General features: G+C 56.0%; 14 protein-coding genes. 8 read left to right on the top strand and 6 right to left on the bottom strand.

The genetic code is table 11. The features are described 5' to 3' along the window. Nucleotides 1-232: 232 nt before the first annotated feature. Nucleotides 233-508 carry a hypothetical protein gene (locus tag HG15A2_RS23370; protein ID WP_145063782.1) on the top strand — a complete coding sequence of 92 codons (276 nt, stop codon included), beginning with the start codon at nt 233-235 and terminating at the stop codon, nt 506-508. A gap of 56 nt (nt 509-564) precedes the next feature. Here HG15A2_RS23370 and HG15A2_RS23365 read toward each other — a convergent pair whose 3' ends face one another. Together HG15A2_RS23365 and HG15A2_RS24930 are read right to left on the bottom strand one after the other, a co-directional pair. After that, the gene (locus tag HG15A2_RS23365) at nt 565-3963 is read right to left on the bottom strand and encodes a PEP-CTERM sorting domain-containing protein (RefSeq protein ID WP_145063781.1); all 3399 of its coding nucleotides are present in this window, start codon (nt 3961-3963) and stop codon (nt 565-567) included. A 255-nt stretch (nt 3964-4218) separates the two neighbouring features. Continuing rightward, the gene (locus tag HG15A2_RS24930; protein WP_261342145.1) at nt 4219-4347 is read right to left on the bottom strand and encodes a hypothetical protein; all 129 of its coding nucleotides are present in this window, start codon (nt 4345-4347) and stop codon (nt 4219-4221) included. Nucleotides 4348-4635: 288 nt separating this feature from the next. Between HG15A2_RS24930 and HG15A2_RS24925 the strand changes: the two genes are divergently transcribed. After that, nucleotides 4636-4770: a hypothetical protein gene (locus tag HG15A2_RS24925; RefSeq protein WP_261342144.1), complete on the top strand. Its 135-nt coding sequence runs from the start codon at nt 4636-4638 to the stop codon at nt 4768-4770. A gap of 69 nt (nt 4771-4839) precedes the next feature. Continuing rightward, nucleotides 4840-6648 carry a hypothetical protein gene (locus tag HG15A2_RS23360; RefSeq protein ID WP_145063779.1) on the top strand — a complete coding sequence of 603 codons (1809 nt, stop codon included), beginning with the start codon at nt 4840-4842 and terminating at the stop codon, nt 6646-6648. On the opposite strand, the gene HG15A2_RS23355 is transcribed toward HG15A2_RS23360, so the two are convergent. Then, nucleotides 6641-8476, bottom strand: a complete 1836-nt coding sequence (locus HG15A2_RS23355) for a hypothetical protein (RefSeq protein WP_218932199.1) — start codon at nt 8474-8476, stop codon at nt 6641-6643. The genes HG15A2_RS23360 and HG15A2_RS23355 overlap by 8 nt on opposite strands. 463 nt (nt 8477-8939) lie before the next feature. On the opposite strand from HG15A2_RS23355, the gene HG15A2_RS23350 reads away from it, so the two are divergent. Continuing rightward, nucleotides 8940-9743: a PEP-CTERM sorting domain-containing protein gene (locus HG15A2_RS23350; RefSeq protein WP_145063777.1), complete on the top strand. Its 804-nt coding sequence runs from the start codon at nt 8940-8942 to the stop codon at nt 9741-9743. On the opposite strand, the gene HG15A2_RS23345 is transcribed toward HG15A2_RS23350, so the two are convergent. Continuing rightward, complete coding sequence (locus tag HG15A2_RS23345; protein WP_145063776.1) at nt 9740-10384, bottom strand: hypothetical protein; 645 nt, start codon at nt 10382-10384, stop codon at nt 9740-9742. The genes HG15A2_RS23350 and HG15A2_RS23345 overlap by 4 nt on opposite strands. 325 nt (nt 10385-10709) lie before the next feature. On the opposite strand from HG15A2_RS23345, the gene HG15A2_RS23340 reads away from it, so the two are divergent. Then, nucleotides 10710-11687, top strand: a complete 978-nt coding sequence (locus tag HG15A2_RS23340) for a PEP-CTERM sorting domain-containing protein (protein ID WP_145063775.1) — start codon at nt 10710-10712, stop codon at nt 11685-11687. 171 nt (nt 11688-11858) lie between these two features. On the opposite strand, the gene HG15A2_RS23335 is transcribed toward HG15A2_RS23340, so the two are convergent. Together HG15A2_RS23335 and HG15A2_RS23330 are read right to left on the bottom strand one after the other, a co-directional pair. Beyond that, the gene (locus HG15A2_RS23335; RefSeq protein WP_145063773.1) at nt 11859-12626 is read right to left on the bottom strand and encodes a DUF2071 domain-containing protein; all 768 of its coding nucleotides are present in this window, start codon (nt 12624-12626) and stop codon (nt 11859-11861) included. A 638-nt stretch (nt 12627-13264) separates the two neighbouring features. Further along, complete coding sequence (locus tag HG15A2_RS23330) at nt 13265-14929, bottom strand: sigma-70 family RNA polymerase sigma factor (RefSeq protein WP_145063772.1); 1665 nt, start codon at nt 14927-14929, stop codon at nt 13265-13267. 609 nt (nt 14930-15538) lie between these two features. On the opposite strand from HG15A2_RS23330, the gene HG15A2_RS23325 reads away from it, so the two are divergent. The 3 genes from HG15A2_RS23325 (at nt 15539) to HG15A2_RS23315 (ending at nt 20276) form a co-directional block, all read left to right on the top strand. Next, nucleotides 15539-16906: a hypothetical protein gene (locus HG15A2_RS23325; protein ID WP_145063771.1), complete on the top strand. Its 1368-nt coding sequence runs from the start codon at nt 15539-15541 to the stop codon at nt 16904-16906. A gap of 61 nt (nt 16907-16967) precedes the next feature. Further along, nucleotides 16968-18203, top strand: a complete 1236-nt coding sequence (locus HG15A2_RS23320) for a glycosyltransferase family 61 protein (RefSeq protein ID WP_145063769.1) — start codon at nt 16968-16970, stop codon at nt 18201-18203. A gap of 180 nt (nt 18204-18383) precedes the next feature. Further along, nucleotides 18384-20276 carry a hypothetical protein gene (locus HG15A2_RS23315; RefSeq protein ID WP_145063767.1) on the top strand — a complete coding sequence of 631 codons (1893 nt, stop codon included), beginning with the start codon at nt 18384-18386 and terminating at the stop codon, nt 20274-20276. Nucleotides 20277-20355: the final 79 nt, after the last annotated feature.

Here is a 20355-nt window from a genome sequence, read left to right as displayed (position 1 = left end):
AAGGCTCCGGCTTGGTTTCTCGTACTCAAGCCTTGCCGTCGCGAGTCTACTCAGTTCCTTAGAGACCGATGGCAGGTGCTGCTTGGACTCAGTGTAATCTCCCTGCTCGATCGGTGACAAGATTTGCGTGCCGTGGGCCCTGATGTCGATCATAGCGGAGATTTGGCTCTTTTCTCACGAGAACTAGAAAAGGTTCCAGGAACCGATTTGAGGCCTGAACGGGAGCATGTCAGTGTCGATTGTAACATCGAAAATACTCAGCCAACATTCGCTTGAGATGCGCTTCGCTGAGCACGATCACATGATCGAGACATTCCCGCCTCACCGAGCCAATCAGCCGCTCGACTTAGGCATTTTGCCAGGGCGAGCGAAACGCCGTGCGGACTTCCTCGATTTCCATGCTTGCAACCCGGCGAACTGGCCACTTCGCAACCCAACAACGACAATCCTCACGCTTACACTTGACTGCCACGTGGGTGTTCACCCGGGTTGTCAAGTTGCAGCGTGAGGATGTCGAAGTCGAAGCGGTCGATATCATCGTCTGACTAAGTCAGCTAACACTCTTCACCGTTTGCGTCGTGTGATCACTCCACAGCTTAACGCCAAGCCAGCAAGCAGCAGGGTCGAAGGCTCAGGAACGCCTGAGACACTCAACGCTGCGAACACTGGCACACCACTTCCGTTTTGCTGTTGCCAAGTCAGGAAGTCGATTCCAGCAGATTGACCATCGCTGTCGGCGTCGCTGTCGCCGTTCAAGCCGTAGTCGCCTTGCCACTGAATGAGGTCATCACCATCCACGTCGCCATCGTTATCGAAGTCGGCGGTGAATGCCGGCAGTGCGGCAACGGCAAGCTGGACATTCGTTGGGTTGTAAATGACATCCCACATCAGTCCTGGATCGAGACTTGCCGCTGAGAAATCCAAAGCACTGAATACGCCATTCACGCCTGCGGCAGCAGACAAGATGGTGAACGTATCGTTCAGTACGGGATTGAACCCACCGATGAGTGACAGTTCGAGATCGCCATCCAGTTGCATCAATCCACTAGCGCTCAAACGATCGAAATCGTTCAAGGCGGTGCCTTGGAGCTCAATCTCCAACAATCCAATCGAATCCTGTTGGTAGTCGAGGACCGTCGCTTGACCAGGGGAAGCTCCCAAGGCCAATCGACCTTGGTTCTCAACCAATACGTTGACACTCGCACCGTCTGCGAGCGTAAGCGTGTGGCTGCCAGCGACTTGCAGGGCCCCACCGCCGGCGAAGCTGGCACCGACTTCGACAAACGTCGAACCGTCTTCCAGTCGAAGCGTATCGCCAAGCGTCGTCGTGCTGGTGCCTTCGAAAGTGCTACTCGTTCCGGCCATCTGGATGACCGAAGTGGCACCCGCGAGCACATCGATATTGCCACCAAAATCCGTGGCAACATTAGAGCTGTAGGTACCTTTGCTGAGAGTCAGCTGGGAAGCCGGATCGAATTCCAGTTCAAAATTACGAGCCTCGACAGTGCCGCTATTGGCTTCGACCGTACCGTTGAACAGGAACGAGCCGACGCTTCTCAATTCAAGGTGACCGTTGTTGGAACGCAGGGTTCCCGTGTTGGCACTACCATCCCAGTCATTGGTAACGTTCTGAACCACCAAGGCGCCATTGGCCTGAATGATTGAGTTGTTATCCACAGGTGCCGTCACCAAGCCATTGCCTGCGATGCCGTTGGGGCCGTCGTTGGTAATCTGGCTACCCTGGATTCTACCCTGGTTAAGCACAACCGCATCGGTGACGTTGGTATTCCACGGGGTGCTGACGTCCAGAATGGCCGCTGGCCCGAAGGTGCCAAGGGTGCCAATGTCCTGGATGCCACCGTTGACGTTCAATTGGCCATCAGTAGCAATGAGCTGAGCAGTTGCGTCGCCGTCAACTTGGGCGTTGATCACTCCGTTTCCACGAAGCGCCCTGCCAGAGCCGATTTGCAGCTCGCCGGGACCTTGGATAGTACCACCGCTAATCTCGTTAGTATTGCCAGCGATCTGAGTGCCACCATTCATACGAAAGTCTTCGCCGGCGTCATTGATATTAAGCGATCCTCCGTCGAGCTTGATTCTGGCATCCGAGGTTCCGTCGCCGTTGATCTGAAGGACGGAAGTGTCAGCAAAGCGTAGAGCCGAACCATTCGCTGGTGCTGGCAAGAAGGTGCTGCTAATAATGTTGCCGTTGTAGATCAACTGGTTACTTCCCTCAAAGGACACATCGGCTCCGCTGCTAAGGTTCAGAGTAAGTTGCCCCGTATCCTCGACCGTGATGTTGCTGTCGATGCCGTCGCCTGCGTCATCAATACTGTCGGCGTTAACAACCAGTGAAGCACCATTGTTGACGGTCGTTGTCCCATCATCGATATCAACGGTCGCAACATCCCAGGTGGTATCGGTCAGGATGGTGGCGGTACCCTTTTTCAACACGCCACCGCCCGTGTAGTCTCCGCCAGAATAGGTAGCAAGACCGTGATTAAGAATGCTTCCCGCATCAACAACGACATCGCTCGTGCTACTGTACTCGGTCGAAGCGCCAACGATCAGAGTTGAATTGCCGGTGACGGTGATGTCGCCATTGGCTTGAAAGGTCTCGCCGTTGATACGAGAGGTTTCCCCCGCATCTGCCGTAATCGAGGCAATGCTGTTCAGCTCCCAATTGTTGTCCGTGGTGGTGACATCAAGCTCGCCACCATTGAGGAAGATATCGTGCTCGAAATTTTCATCAGCACCGACACCGAGATCGAGATCGAGAACGCCACCCAAGTTGACCGTTGTCGTTCCTAGGGCTCCCACTCCATCGAGTTCGAAGTCTGGCGTGTCGATATTGACAACCGCGTTGACAACCAGTGACGATTCGTTGCCACTCATGTTGAAGTCGACGCCACTACCAATGTCGGCATTGGCGTTGAAGATCATCGTTCCCGCGTTGTTAATCGTGCCGCCTGTGGCGGTTAGCTCAGAGTCGAGTTGCAGCGAGTCCCACGAATCTGCCAAGGTGATCGTGCCACCGGACATCGACCAACTGGCGCCGGCAATCGTTGCAGCAGGCCCTGGATTGGGGTCCTGGCCGATGATGATCGCTCCGAAGGCGGCGGTATTGACGTTGATTGTTCCGCTGTCCATCGACCAGGTGTGCTCCATATCAAGCGTAGAACCGGTCGATAGATTCATCGTACCACTCCAAGCGTCGCCGTCCGTATCGACATCGACATCGAGGGTTTGATTGCCGTTGACGTTGATCACAGCCGTAATCGGTGCGGTGCCATCCCAGTCGAAGCGAGCATTCGTGGCGTCCGCTCCCGCTCCTTGAATCTGTAGCGTTCCAGCGGGTGGAGCAAACAGTACGAACCCGCCGTTGCCAGCGGTAATGGTGCCGTTGTTGATGAGCACGTCGGTTGCTACTCCGCCGGCACCTTCAAGATCGATTCGTCCGGTGCCTCGTAGAGTTCCGCCATCAGCAATGAACAGTGCGCCAGAGTCGACTTCAACGACCGCTGTCCCTTGCGCAGTCGATGAGTCAAGAATCACAGACGCACCACTGTTGATATCAAGTGTATTGGTATCTAGTCCGTCTGGATCGCCACCGTAGATGACGATCGAACTGCCCGCACCACTGACGGTCGTAGGACCGTTGACGATCAGCTCGAAGTCGTTAGTCGCTCCTTCGTCGGTACTATTCACAACGTCTGCACCGTTGGTGATCGTAAGCGAATTGATCTGATAGCCGCCATCAAACAGCGTTCGGTCACCAAAGGCACCAAGAAGGTTACCGATGCTCACGTCGTCATTCTGCGGACTCCCGTCCGGGCTCCAGTTGCCGAAGTCCGACCACAGCTTGCTGGCCGAGCCGCCGGCATCGTCCCAACTTATTTGGGCGAAGGCGGGGAGAGCCATCACACTGGCTACTAGTCCGCCAATAACGAGTCTTTTAAACATTGCTCAATCTCCATTTTCGTCGCCAGGTAAGCTGAGGCGACTAGGGTGGGAAAACAAGGAGCCAGCCACAAAACGAGGCGGCGGGCGCTGCTTTAGGACTAATCAAGAAAAGACCGTAAAACCGGACAGGTAATTTTTTCGGCTCTAACCGCAGGAATCAGCCAGCACAGGCAGAATCTGCGAAATAGCAGCTAAGAACGCTAGAAATGCCGGATCGCGGCACACAATTCCCCTCGGAAACGCCACTTCGGCCCGTTAGAAAGTGGCGTCCTTGGCGTGGCCGAAGGTGGCGTCGTTCAGGTCGCTTTCAACACTCACGCCGGCAACGCTCTCAAACGGCGGGCCGTCGTCGACGAGCGAAGTTCGCTTCGCGTGACGCTCCACGATTTGGTCCCGCTGCGGAGCCAAATACAGGATGGCAAATGGGCTAAAGCTGCACTGAGGCCGAGATTGCTAGGTTGGAACCGGTCAAATTTCCTGGCAGAACGCAACAAAGCGTTTCGGTAAAATGGTTTAGCCGCGGGTTCGGTCCCTGCGCTCGAAGCAAGTTTTGCGTACTGGATTTTCCATGTAGAAGAATGGAAACCGATTGTCGCACATCGTTTTTGCAATATGGCAATATTGCAAAGCATTAGTCGTCGGGCGTTGAACGGCTCACTTCGCGTAAGTTCTATGGCTACAAGGGTTAACGTGATTGCCATCGACAAGAGCGAGCAGACTTTTGCTCGCGAAAACACGATGGCAGTGCAAAAGTGTGAAGCAATCCCTGTAGATTTGAGCGCCGGCGAGGGGGCTCGATTATACTAGCCGTTTCAACGCGTCCTGCGACGCTCAAGCATTCTCAGTTGATACCACATCTCGCCGAGAGGGTTTCCCATGCCAAGTACACTACATCGTCTGCAGTGCATCATATTCGCCGCTGTCATTCTATGCACCGCCCAAGCGCTAGCCGCGGTGACCTTCTTCGGCTCAGTCAACCCCGATCCTCCGGGCGACGGCAACGTCGAGTCGACGCTTACCATTGGCCTCGACGGCGACGACGACACCGACTTTCGTGGCTATGTGCAAATCGACGGGGGCTCGCAAATTGAATACGACGCGTTGATTCTCGGCGACGAGGAAACCTATCGCGGCGATTTGCTTATCGCCGGAAGTCTTACGCCAGGCTTGCAAGCGAGGTTGACCCTCGAAGAGTCAGGATCGTCCAGCGTACCGACCGTGCAAATTGGGCGCTTGGGCGTTGGCAATCTCACGGTCACCGGTGGCGGCTCATTGGTGCTTTCCAACTCACTCGCGGATCTCTCGATCGGCGTCGATACCTCCGGTGTCGGCACGATGACCGTCACCGGCCAATTGTCTTTGGTGGTAGTCCCCGATACGCACACCGTGGGAGACGACGGCATCGGGCACATGGAAGTACTCGACGGTGCGATGGTGCTCAATTCAGATACCACAGCCACGGCGGTCGTGGGACGCAACGCGAGCGCTACAGGCAGTGTGCTGGTCGATGGCGCTGGATCGATCTGGCAGATCCAAGACAATCTAACCATCGGACTCGACGGTGTCGGTTCCGTAACGATAAGTAACCTGGGCCTTGTCGATGTCGATCGCCTTGGAGCAGTGACCACGATTGGAGCCAGCGGCAGTCTCGAACTCGACGGCGGTACCTTCGCCGGCGCCAACGTGACATTAAACGGAACCTTGGGGGGCTCGGGTCTTGTGCGCGGTACTATTACCAGCTCTGCAGATGCATTGATCGATGTCGGCACCGGCCAACTGTTGCGGTTCACCGATGACGTAAGCAATCAAGGTTCGGTACGAGTGCGCGGAGGCGAAGCAGTCTTCCTTGCAGGGTTCGACAATCTCACCACGGGTAGCCAGTCTGCCCCAGGTCGGGTTACGCTCGAGTCCGGGCGCGTGAGATTTTCAGAGCCGCTCGCTAACGGCGGAGTTATCGCTGTTGCGTCAGGTACCAATCACATTCATGGCGAAATCACCAACACGTCCAGCGGTACGATTGTTGTGGCTAGCGACGCGGTGGGAACCTTCTACGACTCGGTCGAGGTCGGTTCCGGCTCGTTGGAACTGCTCGCAGGCGCGAATGGACTCTTCCTAGCCGATCTCACCTTCAGCAGTGGCAGCAGCGCTGCGTTGCAGGTTGGCGATGCCGATACGGGACCCGCGCAAGTTCACGTGAGCGGATCCGCTGAACTGGCCGGCGACCTCGATGTGACGCTCGCCGGCGGCTTCTCACCGAGCTCCGGCGATTCCTTCCCTCTGTTGCTGGCAGCCGAAGGCGTGAGCGGCACATTCGATTCACTTTCCTTGCCGACACTCGATACAGGTTTACTCTGGGGCCTCGACTACGGCGCGAACAACGTAGTGCTGAGCGTCCTCACCGCTTTGGCCGCCGATTTCGATCTCGACGGAAGGGTGGACGCTGCCGACCTCGGGGTGTGGCAAGCAGCCTATGGGGTGGATGACTCCGCCGACGCCAACGACGATGGCAACAGCGATGGATTCGACTTCCTCACGTGGCAACAACAAGCCGGCAGTAGCAGTTCGACTATCAGCACCAGGGCAATTCCCGAGCCCAGTTCGATCATGCTTCTGGGGATGTTCGCCGCCGCTTGCGGCTTAGCAGCCAGACCTAGCACAGCCAGACCTAGCACCTATGTTAGCTAGCGCGGCGCCACCCGGCGATCGATAGCAGTGCTGCAACTAACAGGCACCCGGTGCTCGGTTCCGGCACGTTGTTAGAGGAGACTGACGAACTGCCGCTCCCGTACTGTGCCTGCCAAGCGGGAATCAGCGCCGGATCGTCGCGTTGCAGCGCGAGAAAATCCGCCCCATCGACATCGTTGTCATTGTCCAGATCAACATCGAAGAGTGCGAAGTCCGTGAGCACGACTTCGTTGGGATTGAACAGGCTGCCGCCACCGTAATGAATCGTAAACTGCCCCGCACCATCGGCTGTGGTGATGCTTCCGCCGTTCGCTCCATTAGAAAAGCTGCCGGAAATTGATCCAGCACTGAGGATCGTAAATACGTCGCTCGCTGTGGGGAGGAAGCTGTCGATCAGCGTAAGTTCCAAGTCCCCATCGAGCGCTGCAGAGGCTGTGATTTCGAGAATGTCGTATTCACTCTCGGCAACAGTTCCCGCTAGTTCGATAGCAAGCGTTGCAGGAGAGAGTTGCGTGTATTCGCCCTCGACGGTCAACTTGCCAGGCGAAAGGCCTGGCTCGACGCGGCCGCGGGATTGCAAATCACCTACGTGGATGCCGCTACCGGCGAGGGTGCCGTTGTCCTCGAGTAGGGTCGACACAGTCGTAAGCTTCCCGCCGTTGGAAAGCTCCACTCGTCCCATGCCGGAATTGCCAATTGCGAGGATACCGTTGGGATCCGTCTGCACCAGTTCCGAACCCGGTCCGCTGATGAAAACGACTCCTTTGCCGGTGGCTTGGGAGCCGACTTGACCGGAACTGAATGTAACAATCCCACCGTCGATAATTTCCAACTGGCCACTCCCTTCGCGACCCACTTCCAGAGTGCTGGTCATGTTCCATTGCGAACCGGATCCCAAGACAATCGCATAGCCCTGACTCCCGCTGCCGAAGGTACCAAGAGATCCTGATTTTGAGCGGAATTCGGCACCGTCGAGGACTTCGAGTTCCCCTGCGCCACGATTGCCGATTTGCGCGCCTTGAGTGGCAAGGTCCAGCAGAGTGCCCGCGCCCTCGACGTAGACTTCCCCCAAGCTGCCCAACACGTCGCCCATGCGGAGCACATCGCCCCCACTGGTGCCGGTACCGGTGACGACCGATCCATTGCTGATTTCTAGGACACCGTAACCGCGTGCGCCGACGGTCAGAGACTTGACATCAATCGTAGAATCGTTGACCAGCACGGTACCCTCGCCCGTTGAGAAGTCCCCAATGCGAAGCGTGTTGGTCGAAGTGAGCGAGGAGCCGAAGGTGAGCTCCATGAATCCGATTCCCCGCGATCCAACATCTACGAAACCGCTTGAAGTAATCGTGCCTTCCTCTGCGAACACGTCTCCGCTGGAACCGGCGACACCCCCTACGCTGAAAAAGCTGGGGCTCGAGACAACCGCCTGATTGCTCACTCCAAGAAAGCCGATGGCCTCGTTGCCAAACCCAACGGACACGCCGGCCGTCGTGGCGAGTTGACTCCCCGGTCCATCGACCGTCACAAAGCCGAGCGATTCAGCGGCTTGACCCATGCGCACAATCCCCGCGTTGGCGATGGCCCCCTCATCGATCGTAAGAGAAGCCTCGCCTTGGGCTCCCACCCTTAATTCATTGAAGGTAGCGCTCACACCACTGCCCGTGACCAAGACTGCACCCAAGTCGTTCACTTCGACGAGCGTCGTCGTACTAGGAGTTCCCGAGTCGACGGTCAGCTCGTCGTCTGAGGCAGGCAAACCGGCGGGTGACCAGTTAGCGGCGTTGAACCACTCGTTGTCGACGCCACCGTTATCGTAGGTACGCACCTCGGCGTGCGCAGGGAGTGGGCAAAAGAGAAGGAGAAGGAGGGGCGAGCACGCCGCAATGCGTACGAAGTGTCGTGACATAACTTGATAACCCTGGAAGTCCCTGCTTGCTAGTAAATCAGCACCCTGCAAAATCTGGCCTGTGACTCACGCCCTTGGCAGTATGAGTACCTGCTGCCAGCGCCGCAAGCGCGCACAGACTCTCTGTCCAGTAGGAGGAAACAGCGGGCAGTCACTTCGTGACTCACGCAACGAAGCCTAGGGATTACCACAGGTTCAGAGCTTTCCCCGCAATAATTAGCACAAATGGCGAGCTGTTTGCCGTATTGCGCTTGTCGATTTCGCCTCGCAGTGATTATCCTGTAGGGCACACTCCCGTCGAACTTGGTATTCCATATCGTTGGACAACAGTCTTTGATTTGGACTCCGTGACAATCCGACTAACTCGAGAGACACGATACCGATGCGCTCCACTATTCTAGCCTCACTGGCAATCACACTCGTCTGCGCTGCAAATGCCCACGCGGTGATTTCTACCTTTAATGACAAAACGTCCTACGATGCCTATGCGGCTGGTCGGGTTCTCATTGGAGTGGAAGACTTCGAGCAGTCTACTCTCCCCTCCAACGGGTCATCTAATACCGCCCCAAACGACTTTTCTCCTCTCTCCAACCCATTGACTCAAGCAGTCGAAAACGGAATGTTTCCCGCGGGACTCATTCAGCCGTTGACCATCCAGGCGGTCACCATAGGTGATATCAGCATCGGTGATACGACTCCACTCGTGGGTGATGTATTAGCCTCTTTCCCTGTTGGTGGCTTTGGAACAACCCCCTATGCGAGCGATGTCGTGTTGCCCAATGCAGGTTCGGCTGCTATCGAGATAATCTTCAACTCCAGCAACATTTCCGCCGTTGGATTCAACCCTATAAAGAACAACAGCGTTGTCGGGTCGGCCAATGTTTATGCCTTCGATACGCTGGGCAATGCAATCGGCTCTGCCTACCCCACGACTGCTGACTCGCTAGGGACACAGTTCTTCGGCATTGGCATCGACTCAGGCCCTTTCATCGGTCGCATTGTCATCGATAGTACAAGCGGAGGGGCGATTGGCGTAGACAATATCTCAATCTCCGCCATCCCCGAGCCAAGCAGCTATGCGTTACTTGGCCTTGTGACCTTGGTTCTCGGAGGTCGTCGAGCTCTCGGTAACGCCGGTTACTCCGTTAAGAAGCGTATTAGTCGCCGTCACTCGGCATCGCACTAATTCTCCTGGTGCCGCATGTCCGGTGCTGATGCCTCTCGCGATTGTCTAGAGAGTTCCTCGCTCAAAGCATCTTCAGCAACGCGCTCGATGGTTTGCTGGCGTCGTTCGCCGGGCGAATCCTGCAAGCGGCTTGCCAAGTGAACGCCGGCTGCGATCATCAGTAGCGTTCCCAGTGCAATCAATGCATAAGGTACGCCCTGCGCCACGCGTTGCAGCCACTCGTTGCGATCAAGCACTCCATGCACACGCAAGCCGGCTTGCCCAAGGGCTTCTTGAGCGGCTAGCTGCTTGCTCTTGATGAGTTTGTGAGCAGGGGCGTCGCGACGCTCAACCACATCATGCAATACACCGCCAGGCATTGGTTGAAGCGCCGTCGGCTGCTTGATAAACGAGAGCTTCTCACGCACTTCGCAGCCACGCATTTGCCAGCGCCCGATGAGTGATGCCACAGGGCCACTGCTTGACAAAGCGGAACTGAACGGCTGCGTTTCAAACGCGAACACCAAGCCGCCATCGTCCGCATTCACGCCAATCGCATAGCGCTGCTTCGCCGCAGTCGCCCAGCGACGCAATGCAGAAACTTCTTCCACACTGGGCTGCTTGCCCGGCGGGAAGACGACGTATTGATAGAGTGAATCCATCCCGGGGCTGTGCTCATTGGGGTCAGCCCCCCACGGTTGCGAGTTTATCAGATGGGTTGGGGGAACGGCAAGCAAGTTGTGAGATAGGCCGGCAAAGTAGGGTCCACGGTGCGGACCAAAATATGAGGGTAGGGTACTGCCGAGTGGAGCGAGGCATACCATGAACGAAGGTTCGGTAGGCCTCGCTCCACTCGGCAGTACCCTACATCCAACACCAAAAACAACTCAATGGTCTGCACAGCGGACCCTGCAACCTGTGTACGGATTGCGGAGAGAATGAAGGACAGGTAGCCGTCGAGCTACGCCTCGACAGGTAGCTTAAAGATTGCTTGCAGGTCTGATTCGTGTTATTCTCGGGCGTGAAGAGCTCAGCAAGAGCTACTCTGAATCCAGTGACCTCTTCTACGGTTTTGCGATGCTTTTTGAAAATGGTATTTGCGGTCTAGCAAAATCAGCCTGCTTCCTTCTACTGCTCAGCCTCGTAGCGACTACCACAACTCAAGTAGCAGCATTTGAAAACCTCGGTTTTGAAGCAACAGAACTGAGCTTTGGAACCCCAGAACCGTGGTATCCCGGCGCTGAACTCAACCCTCATTTCTTCAATCCGGATTCACCATTCTATCTGGACTTTGAGTACGGCTATTTCAACCCAAACAAGTATGGGTTTGAACAGGATCAATTCGATGCAAGAATTGTACTTCCCGGCTGGTCCATCAGGGAAGAACTTCCCGACCACAGCATAGTTGTCCCTGACATCCGCTATGCGAGTTTTATTGATGGGCATATTGGCAATGGCACGCACATAGTGATGACTGTCAACGGCAGACATAGATCGGCACTCTCAGGGTATCATTCATTGTTGCTGTTCGGTGACTTCTTCTCGCCATCCATTCCCGTTGCCTATCAAACAGGTAATATTCCTGCTTGGGCGCGATCAGTTCAGATAGAAGTTAGCTGTGATTATCCCGGCGACTATTGTTATGGCGGACCGGTGGGTGACCACTTTAGTCTTCGTCTTGACGGAATCGACGTGCCAATGGTGCGTGTAGGACCACTTGATTACCTCGCAGAATCAGAAACCTACGCGGGCAATATTGAGTCATTCGCAGGAAGTCTCCGCGAACTAGCCATCCGCCCCGAAGTTTTTCCAGGGGGCGATTTCGTACCAAGCATGCTCTTGGACAATGTTTCGTTCTCCAGCAGTCCCGCACCCGAAGTGCCCGTGGACGTGCCCGAACCGGCCAGTACGTTGCTGCTTGTCACTTGTTGCGTGATAGTCGGTTTCAGGCGCAGCCGCCCTTGAGCAAAATTGCAAATAGGGAAGTAGGGTTCGCTGTGCGGACCAAAATATGAGGGTAGGGTACTGCCGAGTGGAGCGAGGCATACCATGAACGAAGGTTCGGTATGCCTCGCTCCACTCGGCAGTACCCTACATCCAACACCAAAAACAACTCAAGGGTCCGCACAGCGGACCCTACTTGCTGATTGCCTCACAGCAAATCGATTCACGACTATGCCACTGATGATCGATGCCGCGCATCAGCAGCGCATTATCGAACGTTGCGGTGCCGGGGGGGAATTGTGCCCGGTCGTCGAACAGCGAAGACTCCACGCGCGTGACCGCCAGCGGCTGCACGTGCCAGTTGAAAGTGCGAAGCTCGAGACCGTCGTACTCACCCGACTTGATCGCCGGTGAATACCCGAGCGAGCCGGCTTCGAAGAACTGCGAAACGTGTTCGACCGAATCAAAGAGCGAATCGTCGGGCAATTTGTCGGTCGCTGTGCCCTCAACAAGCACGCTGGCGGAGTTGTCTGCACTGTGCATGGCAACATTTACCCTATCTTTCGGCTTCTTGTCGCCCAGGTCGGCGTCGAACTGCTCGTTCACTTCAAAATGCGAAAAGTGGTGCTGCCCCGGGAAGGCCCGTCCGCCCAACCATGCATTGATCCGCGAGTCGGTATCTCGCCTAGGGATGTAGACGCCAGTGCGCACTTGGCCATCATCCTCCCATTGCACAGCAATCCGGTGGGCGGCGTTCTCCGAACTCACTCCCACCCAAGCAGGCAACCCTTGCGGGCGAACGTGCTTGAGCCGGATCAAACAGATGCCTGCAATGCCATGCCCACCGACCAGCTGCGGCTCGAAAGGTGGCGGCAATAAAGCGGCCAGCCGATCAGGTTGCACGCGAAAGTTGACGAGCACGCGACGGTCGATAATGGCGCGGATGGTTGGGAGTCGCATCACAGGCTACCTGGTCGCTTCGAGCTCATAACACATGAGGTAGCATCCAATACAAGGCTGTACCAAGGAATATCGTCACCAGGATTAAAGTCGCTTCCCAGCTAATCAGGCCAAGGCCGCTCGCGAAAATCAAGCACGCGCTGGGTGTGATGAGTAGCGCGAGTACCCATCGGTGTGTGAATTGATTACGCATCTATCTTTCAATGCATTGGCCAGGTTGCTTCAGTCCACATGTCCGTGCCACTTGGTTGGATAGGACGCTAGAGGAAAGCCGAGAACACGCGACGCCCGGAGTATTCTAGGAACTTGTCCGTACTACAATGGGTGCCGTTCGACAGCGAAGCGGCTCACCCATCGACACGTCGACGCTCATGATAGCTATCCAGTGAGGGCTGAGTGGCATGGATATCACAATTGTAGAGTACCTTCGAGCGATTCCCAAACCATCTGCCAATGATGATCCGAACGAGACTGCAAACCGGATTCCTCTGCCGCTTGCGGCTTAACTGCACCCGCGATTAACATTCGTCAATTGGAGAATCACGTCGACCAACAAGAAAAACCCGCCGCAGCCAAACTTTTCGGCCACGGCGGGAGGGAGGGGTTCAGTTGTCCAGCGTTGCTTCAAAAACTTTGCCTCAAATATCAAGCGCGATCTTCTCATCTGCCGCCGCTTGACGCAGCTTGTTGAGGGCTCGCGCTTCGATCTGGCGGATGCGTTCTTTCGTTACGCCTAGGTCCGCGCCCACTTGCTTGAGCGTTTTCGGCTCAGTGCTGTGGTCCAGACCGAAGCGTCCGACGATGATCGCCTGTTCGCGTTCATCGAGTTTGCTGAGGATGCGATTGATCTTCGACACACGATCTTCTTGAGCACTCAATTCGACCGTCGGGTTGCCCCGTTCTTCTTGAGTGGCCGCGAACAGTTCGTCGTGGCTGGTGCGGAAACGGTCGCGCTGGCGGTACTCGCCAGGAATCGTGCGGGCGAAGTTCTTCATAATCGCCCAGCTGGCGTACGTGCTGAACTTGTTGCCACGGGCGTAGTCGAATTTCTCGATGGCTCGCAACAGGGACACGTTGCCGTCCGAAACCAGTGCGAAGAAATCCTGATCGGGCTTCACGTGCCGCTTGGCGATCGAAACCACCAGCCGCAGATTAGCGCGGATGATCTGGTTCTTGAACTTCAGGACCTGCTCGTAGAGGTCTTCGATCTCGTCCATCAATGCCGTCTTCGGATTGTCTGGTTCTAGTTGTGCACGGAGCTTGTATGCCTTGTACTTCAAATAGTTGTACTTACGAAAGATGTGCTGCTCCTGCTCGCGGGTGAGCAAGGTCATCTCGTACAACGCTGCTAAGTAAGGAGGCAATCCGGTGGGTCGCTTCGGACGGCGTGTGACCGTTTCTGGCTCGGGCATTTCGCCCAGGCAAGCCTTGTCCGCACCTTTGCGTTTGAAGCGAGGGTTCTCCATGTGATCCAGCGGTAGTTCCATGATCCGTTCGGCTCGGATTTCGTTGATTACACGATAGACGGTCGTCTTCGTGCGATCGTAGTCGGAGCATAGCCGATCGACATTCGTGCCGCGACGATACGCTTGATAGATGTTCTGGCGCTGCTTCTCGGTCAGCGGTCCGCCACCAGCGGGGAAGATCGCAACTTCGGGATGGTCGATATCGTGCTGACGCAAAGCCGTGCGAATGGTTTCCACACTACGGCCCGAACGTTCTGCCAGCAGTCGAGCGATTTCTGCTTGGCCACTACCATTGTTGGCGAGCTCTTTCGCCCGAGCGACAAATTCATGACGTTGGCTGTCGGTCAATTGGCTGAACTTCGAGCCGCGCTCCACTCGCTCCGCGTTGTTCTTCACAAAACGATCGACGCTACTGCGCAGGAAGCCCACACGCTTGCGACCGTCGAACACGAGTCGACGACTTACGAGCCCCAAGGCTCGCCAGCGCGAAATGGTTTTGGTCGAGACGTTGAACTGGTTGGCCAATTCTTCGACTGTAAAGACCTGCTCGCCCATGGAATCGGCTTGCAACTCGGCAGCATCAGAGAGGTCTTCGACGTACAAACGCAGATCGTGCAATAGATCGCCGCCATCGAATTGGCGAGGTCGCACCAATGGCATATCGTCGCCAGCGAGTGCGGTGAGTATTTTGGTACTCTTATAGGTTTTGTCAGCATCGATACCCGCGATCAGGCGTTCAGCCGAGTCGATGCGCGAGAGCAACCGTTCGCGAAGCGGAGCGTCGGTGTCGCTGTCGCGTAGGTCTTCGAGTACCGGGATTTTGTATTCATTATGCATGGGGAGTGCCTCTGTTCTTCTGTTCCTTTTGGGTGCTAGACGTTGTTCGCAGCGGGGGGAATTAGTCTTGCCGTCGTGGCGAGGTGGCTTCTACCTGGGTTGCGAGACTAGCGGTAATTTCAATTCTCCGGGGTCTGAAGCTGTCGTAGATTCAGTCGTTTGCTTCTCTATTGGGAGCCTTGACCGGAGTAGCTGGAGTGCTAGCTCGCTCATGAGGTCCTACACGTTGTACGCACACTTGCTCGAATGGGTCGAGAGAAGTTTGCTAGCACATGTCACAGGGAACTGTCCAATGACCACGATAATCGTCCTAAGTCATGATAAGGTAAAGAGTTAGACTATTTTTGGAATTCCGATGGACATGGTCTGCGGTACGGAAGTTTGGGTAATCTACGCATGGTTGGGGCACCTTGGGATGAACGACCCATTGAGCTTACAGCGGTGGAAACTCACCTGGACTGTCCCTCCAAAATGCGCTATTTATCAACTCCTAAACGGTGCCGCGTCCGCCTAGCAGCAAACCGCACAGCGAGCAGCGAAGTAACGTCAAGTAAACACCAGAGCGCCACCAAAGTCTCACGTATTCTTCCTTAAGCGATGCTTATTCCCATGACAGCCCTACTTCCCATGACAGCCCGGCGCACAGCAATGTTCGCTTTCCTTCTCTCGGTAACCGCCCAGCAGGCCTCTGCCGAAAAGTTCCTGCTTCAGGCAAGCAATCTGCTTGGCGAGCCGAGCCAGGTGACAATCGATCTGCAATTGGGGGGCGATCTCATCGTACCTGGCGCTACCGAAGAAGGTCCGACCGATACCAAGCGAGTGTTGCCGTTGAGCATGCAAGGTCAATTCAGCTACCAGGAGAAGATGCTCAAAGACGGCCCGCGAGCACGCTCGCTTCGTCTCTATGAACAAGCCCAAGGCACAGAGAAAACGGACGAGGCCACTATCGAGGTGAAACTCCCCAAAAAGCTCAACGAAGTGGTCTGCGAACTACGCGATGGGCGTACCCGCATGCAAAGCTGCGAGGGCTTACTTACGCGAGAGCAGTGCGACCTGTTGGACGTTGTTGGCAACACGTTGGTGCTCAATCGTCTGTTACCCAATCGCGAAGTAGAGGAGGGCGACACTTGGAATACCGATGGCAAGGACATGGCGGCCATCCTCGGTCTAGACAACGCCGGCATTTGCGAAGTGAGCAGTGTCGTCGTGGGAGAGAAGAACGACCAAGTGCAAATCCGTATGGCCGGCAGCTTGCACGGTGGAGTTGATGGTGCGGCGCTCGAGATGGAGATCAAAGGAGCCTATTTGTTTCATCTTCGCGAGAAGCGCATCACCAAGATAAATCTCGTTGTGAAAGAAAAACGTAAGATCGGCGATGCGACTCCAGGTCTAGACTCCACCGCCAAGCTCAGCATCACTGTTCGCCCTACCAACAGCGACGCCTCCTTCACCAAAGACTTGCTTGCCACAGCGAGTGCGCTGGAAATCGAACCGCAGGGTCGCATGCTGTTCGACTCGCCCCAGCGTGGCTATCGCTTCGCCCATGCCGGCAATTGGTACGTAACCGCAGGTCGTCGCGACTTGGTTTCATTGCGATTGTTGGAAGGCGGCACGAAGATCGCCCACTGTAATGTTACTACCTTGCCGCCTCGCTCCGCCGGACGGGCCACCAAGCTGGAGCAGTTCAAACAAGAAGTGAAGCAGTCGCTAGGAGAGAATATCAACGAAATTGAAGCAGCCAATGAGTGGACCAGCTCAACCGGCCACAACTGTCTGGCCGTCTTCGCCAACGGCACGATGAAAGACATCGAGGTGCAGTGGCGTTACTATTTGGTCGCTGATGACGACGTGCAACGTGTCTCGGTCGTCTCGACCGTCGAACGAGCACAACTCGACAAGTTTGCTGATGCCGATCGTCTGATCGTGGACTCCATCGAGCTCGTTGGCACTGCGGATGAAGAAACCGCCGCCAAGTAAGCAGCCGCTTGCGGCTTAGCAGTAACCTCCTCCCGCGATGCAATAAGTATTAGTGTCACGCATGGAATCGCCCCCTTATCCACTCTCGCAGACACCACTCTGGAATGTCGGCAAGTACCTGTTGCCACGCGATCTCCATCGCCTTTTCCTCCGAGGCACGGTACCTGCGACGCGTCAAAGCCGCGTTGAGGAACTTGCCGCCACTACGCCCGAGCAAGTCACTCTCACCCAAGTGGGCGAAGCGGAAGGCTTGCCGCAATTCGATTACCCCTCGCTAACCGAGGGCCTGCTGCAACACCACAGTTTGAAGGCGCAGATCGCACCGGCGGCCTGGGTTGCGAGACTACAAAACGGACGCTCCGTTGGACGCCATTGCATTGCCATGACTTCCACCGGCGAGGCAATTCAAGAAACCGGCTTCAATTTTTCACTGGCAGGCGGCTCGAAGTTCACGCTCAGTCGTCGTGCCTTGCGCAATCACAGATTCCGCAGAGAAGGGGACCTTACGTTACGACGCTCCCTACCAAGGATTCAGCACGTTTCGGGTCGCGTGGCAACGCTCAACACTGTCAGCAGCCACAATTTCTATCACTGGATGGTTGATATTCTACCTCGCTACGCCACGCTTCATCGGGCGGGCTTCATGGCGGACTACTACCTCGTGGATTGCCAATCGAGTTTCCAGCGAAGAGTCCTCGGAGAGCTTGGCATAGCCGAGTCCCAACTCATCCAACCGCATTGCGGGCTCACTCTCGAGGCAGACCAGCTGCTCGTTCCTTCGAAGCCGTCGCCTGAGTGCCAACGACATCTGGGGCGCATGCTCGCCGACAAACTATTGGCATGCGAGCCGGCCAGTTCGGCACCGTGCCGACGTCTATTTATCAGTCGGCGCCAAGCAGCCACGCGACGATTGGCCAACGAAACAGAGTTCGATGTGTTCTTGAATGAGCGCGGATTTGAAACGCATTGCTTTGAGAATTACGACCTAGCCGAGCAGTGTCGACTCATCAGCGAAGCAGACACCATCGTGGCCACGCATGGCGCGGGTCTCGCTAACTTGCAGTTTGCCAAGCCCGGAACGCGAGTCATCGAAATCGTTCCGGAAGGGCGATTCAATTCGAACTGTTACCCAACCATGAGCCGCACGTTCGGCTTGGATCATCAAATATTGTTCGCCAAGAAAGCCCGACACAAGCAAATTCTCACCGTGTCGCTCGCAGACGCTGCTGTAGCACTCGCAGCCCAAGTGCCGCAGCGAAATACGATCGAAAAACTATCGAATCTAGCCGCGGGTTAACAGCCCGCCGGTGCGCAATAGTAGCCTGTCCTTCAGAGCAATTCCCCGGCGGGCTGTTAGCCCGCGGCTATTGGTGGCTATTGGATTGAATCGCGACAATCGCGTGACGCCATCTGGCAAAGCGAATAGAATGAGACCTTAGCTTACTTGGCCTCTCCTTTCATTCCACCTTGGCCCGTCATGCCTAGTTTCCTGCAAGGTGCATCGACCTGCGCCATTCTGGCGATGCTGATTTTCAGCTCGCACAATTCGTTTGCTGAGGAAGAAGTCGGCCTGGGCACTGGCTTTTCAACAGAAGTCACTGGTGAATCCTTCAGGAAAAAGCCAGCAGAACATGAAGCTGCAAAAGCGGAGAACAAAGAGTCCAAAGTGAAACCGGGCCTCGGCAGCGACTTTTCTACCGATGTCAAACCGCAATATGGCAGCGAGCAACTGCAAGAGCTTTACAAAAAACGCAAGCTCTTCACCTCGCGCAGCTACAAAGAGGTGCGCGCCATTTCCGCGGAACGTTTTCGCCAAACGAATGCTGAGCTTCTCCAAGAGCAACTCAGCACCACGACTCAAACGTGGCTGGCGGAACACACCGAGACGGCTGAGAATCTCTTCACCGCTATCGACGGGCAGCATGACGACGTAGCAAGAGTACTCGATCTGTTCGATCAGCTTTGCACGAAGTCCACCGAGCAAGTTGCCGAGCACGCCGACCTAGCAATTGCCGTGGCACTCGTATGGGACAAGCCGCGCGGAGCCGTTTACACTTATGCACATCATCAGAAACGTGCGAAAGCAGAGATGCCCACGGGACTGGTCGGGCCGCTAGAGAATTTCCAACACTTGGTCGGCTCCAGCGGCGGGCGGTTCTTGCCGTGGGAGTTTCTCGTCTACGCGGTTAATCACCCCACACCCATGAAAGAACGCACCTGGGCCGTGGAAAACTACGCCCACCGTACCGGTAACTTTGGCAAGAGCTATCAGGATGTGCCTTACGATCAGACGATGCTCAAGAGCGGCTCAGAAGTGGCGAAGCTCAATGGGCATAGTTACGACTTGCCTAGCATCCGCCAGTTCGGCGGCGTGTGTGCCCACCAAGCGGACTTCGCTAGTCGCGTCGGCAAGAGCCTTGGCATTCCGGCGGCGTATGTCCGCGGCGAGAACGTTTTCAACGACTATCACGCGTGGCTCTGCTGGGTAGAGCTCACCGCTCCTCCGACGGCTGATCGGATTTCGTTCGCGTTGAAATCGTCTGGCCGTTACCGAGGCGACAAGTACTACGTCGGCCAGTTGAACGACCCGCACACGGGCGAGCAAATCACCGACCGCGAAATGGAACGCCAACTCCAAACCGCCGGCCTCAACGCTACGGCCAAACGGCAGGCTGATTTGGTCATGCGAGCCTTCCCAGAGCTTTCGCACAGTCTGGAGCTCTCCCCGCGTGATCAACTACTATTCCTCAGCAAAGTCACGCAGCTGTGCCCCGGCAATACGCAGGCCTGGCGCGACATGGCGAAGCTGAGTGTCGATGGCAAGATCGACGACAAGAACACGAAGCTCATGCGAAAACAGTTGAGCGTCCTGTTCAACACGTTCCGCAACGTGCCAGACTTCACGTGGGAAGTGTTCGACGACTTCATCGCTTACGAAAAAGACCCAAAGAAACGACTCAAAGCGTACGATCAACTCACCGGCGTCTACGTGGCAGCTGATCGGCCTGACTTGGCGTCGCTAGCGCGGTTGAAGCAAGCGGACTTGTTTCTAGAAATCGAAGAGCCGATCGAAGCCGCTAAAAGCCTTGCCGCCACCACGGCAGCGGTCGCCCAAGATGGCCGTTACGCACCGCTGATGCTCGCCCGCATGCGCGAAATTGCGGAGCCCATCGAAGGGGGGCCGGAGTTCATTGACACCTTCTGGCCCAAGTACCTATTGGCTATCCCTCCCCGTCGTGGCAACGAGCTTAGCAAGTACTTCGTAAAGATGCACGAGGAAGCGGTTAAGTGGTACTCCAGTCGCGAGAACCAAGCGGCGGTAGACCAAATTAACAATCGGTTGGATGCAGTGCGCAGGGGGCGAGGTTGAGTGCAATGCGCTGAGAGTGATTATGGCCTTCGGCCAAAGGTGAAACCGCTTGGCCGAAGGCCTCCGTCATCGTAGCCTA

Source organism: Adhaeretor mobilis (genome assembly GCF_007741515.1).
Taxonomy (GTDB): domain Bacteria; phylum Planctomycetota; class Planctomycetia; order Pirellulales; family Lacipirellulaceae; genus Adhaeretor; species Adhaeretor mobilis.
This window is presented reverse-complemented; position numbering and strand designations above follow the sequence as displayed.

Excerpts from the sequence above, each read along its gene's own strand:
- HG15A2_RS23360 (WP_145063779.1), top strand. The coding sequence starts at position 4,840 with ATGCCAAGTACACTACATCGTCTGCAGTGCATCATATTCGCCGCTGTC.
- HG15A2_RS23315 (WP_145063767.1), top strand. The coding sequence starts at position 18,384 with ATGCCTAGTTTCCTGCAAGGTGCATCGACCTGCGCCATTCTGGCGATG.
- HG15A2_RS24925 (WP_261342144.1), top strand. The coding sequence starts at position 4,636 with ATGGCTACAAGGGTTAACGTGATTGCCATCGACAAGAGCGAGCAGACT.
- HG15A2_RS23325 (WP_145063771.1), top strand. The coding sequence starts at position 15,539 with ATGACAGCCCTACTTCCCATGACAGCCCGGCGCACAGCAATGTTCGCT.
- HG15A2_RS23365 (WP_145063781.1), bottom strand. The coding sequence starts at position 3,963 with ATGTTTAAAAGACTCGTTATTGGCGGACTAGTAGCCAGTGTGATGGCT.
- HG15A2_RS23335 (WP_145063773.1), bottom strand. The coding sequence starts at position 12,626 with ATGCGACTCCCAACCATCCGCGCCATTATCGACCGTCGCGTGCTCGTC.
- HG15A2_RS23330 (WP_145063772.1), bottom strand. The coding sequence starts at position 14,929 with ATGCATAATGAATACAAAATCCCGGTACTCGAAGACCTACGCGACAGC.
- HG15A2_RS23350 (WP_145063777.1), top strand. The coding sequence starts at position 8,940 with ATGCGCTCCACTATTCTAGCCTCACTGGCAATCACACTCGTCTGCGCT.
- HG15A2_RS23320 (WP_145063769.1), top strand. The coding sequence starts at position 16,968 with ATGGAATCGCCCCCTTATCCACTCTCGCAGACACCACTCTGGAATGTC.
- HG15A2_RS23345 (WP_145063776.1), bottom strand. The coding sequence starts at position 10,384 with ATGGATTCACTCTATCAATACGTCGTCTTCCCGCCGGGCAAGCAGCCC.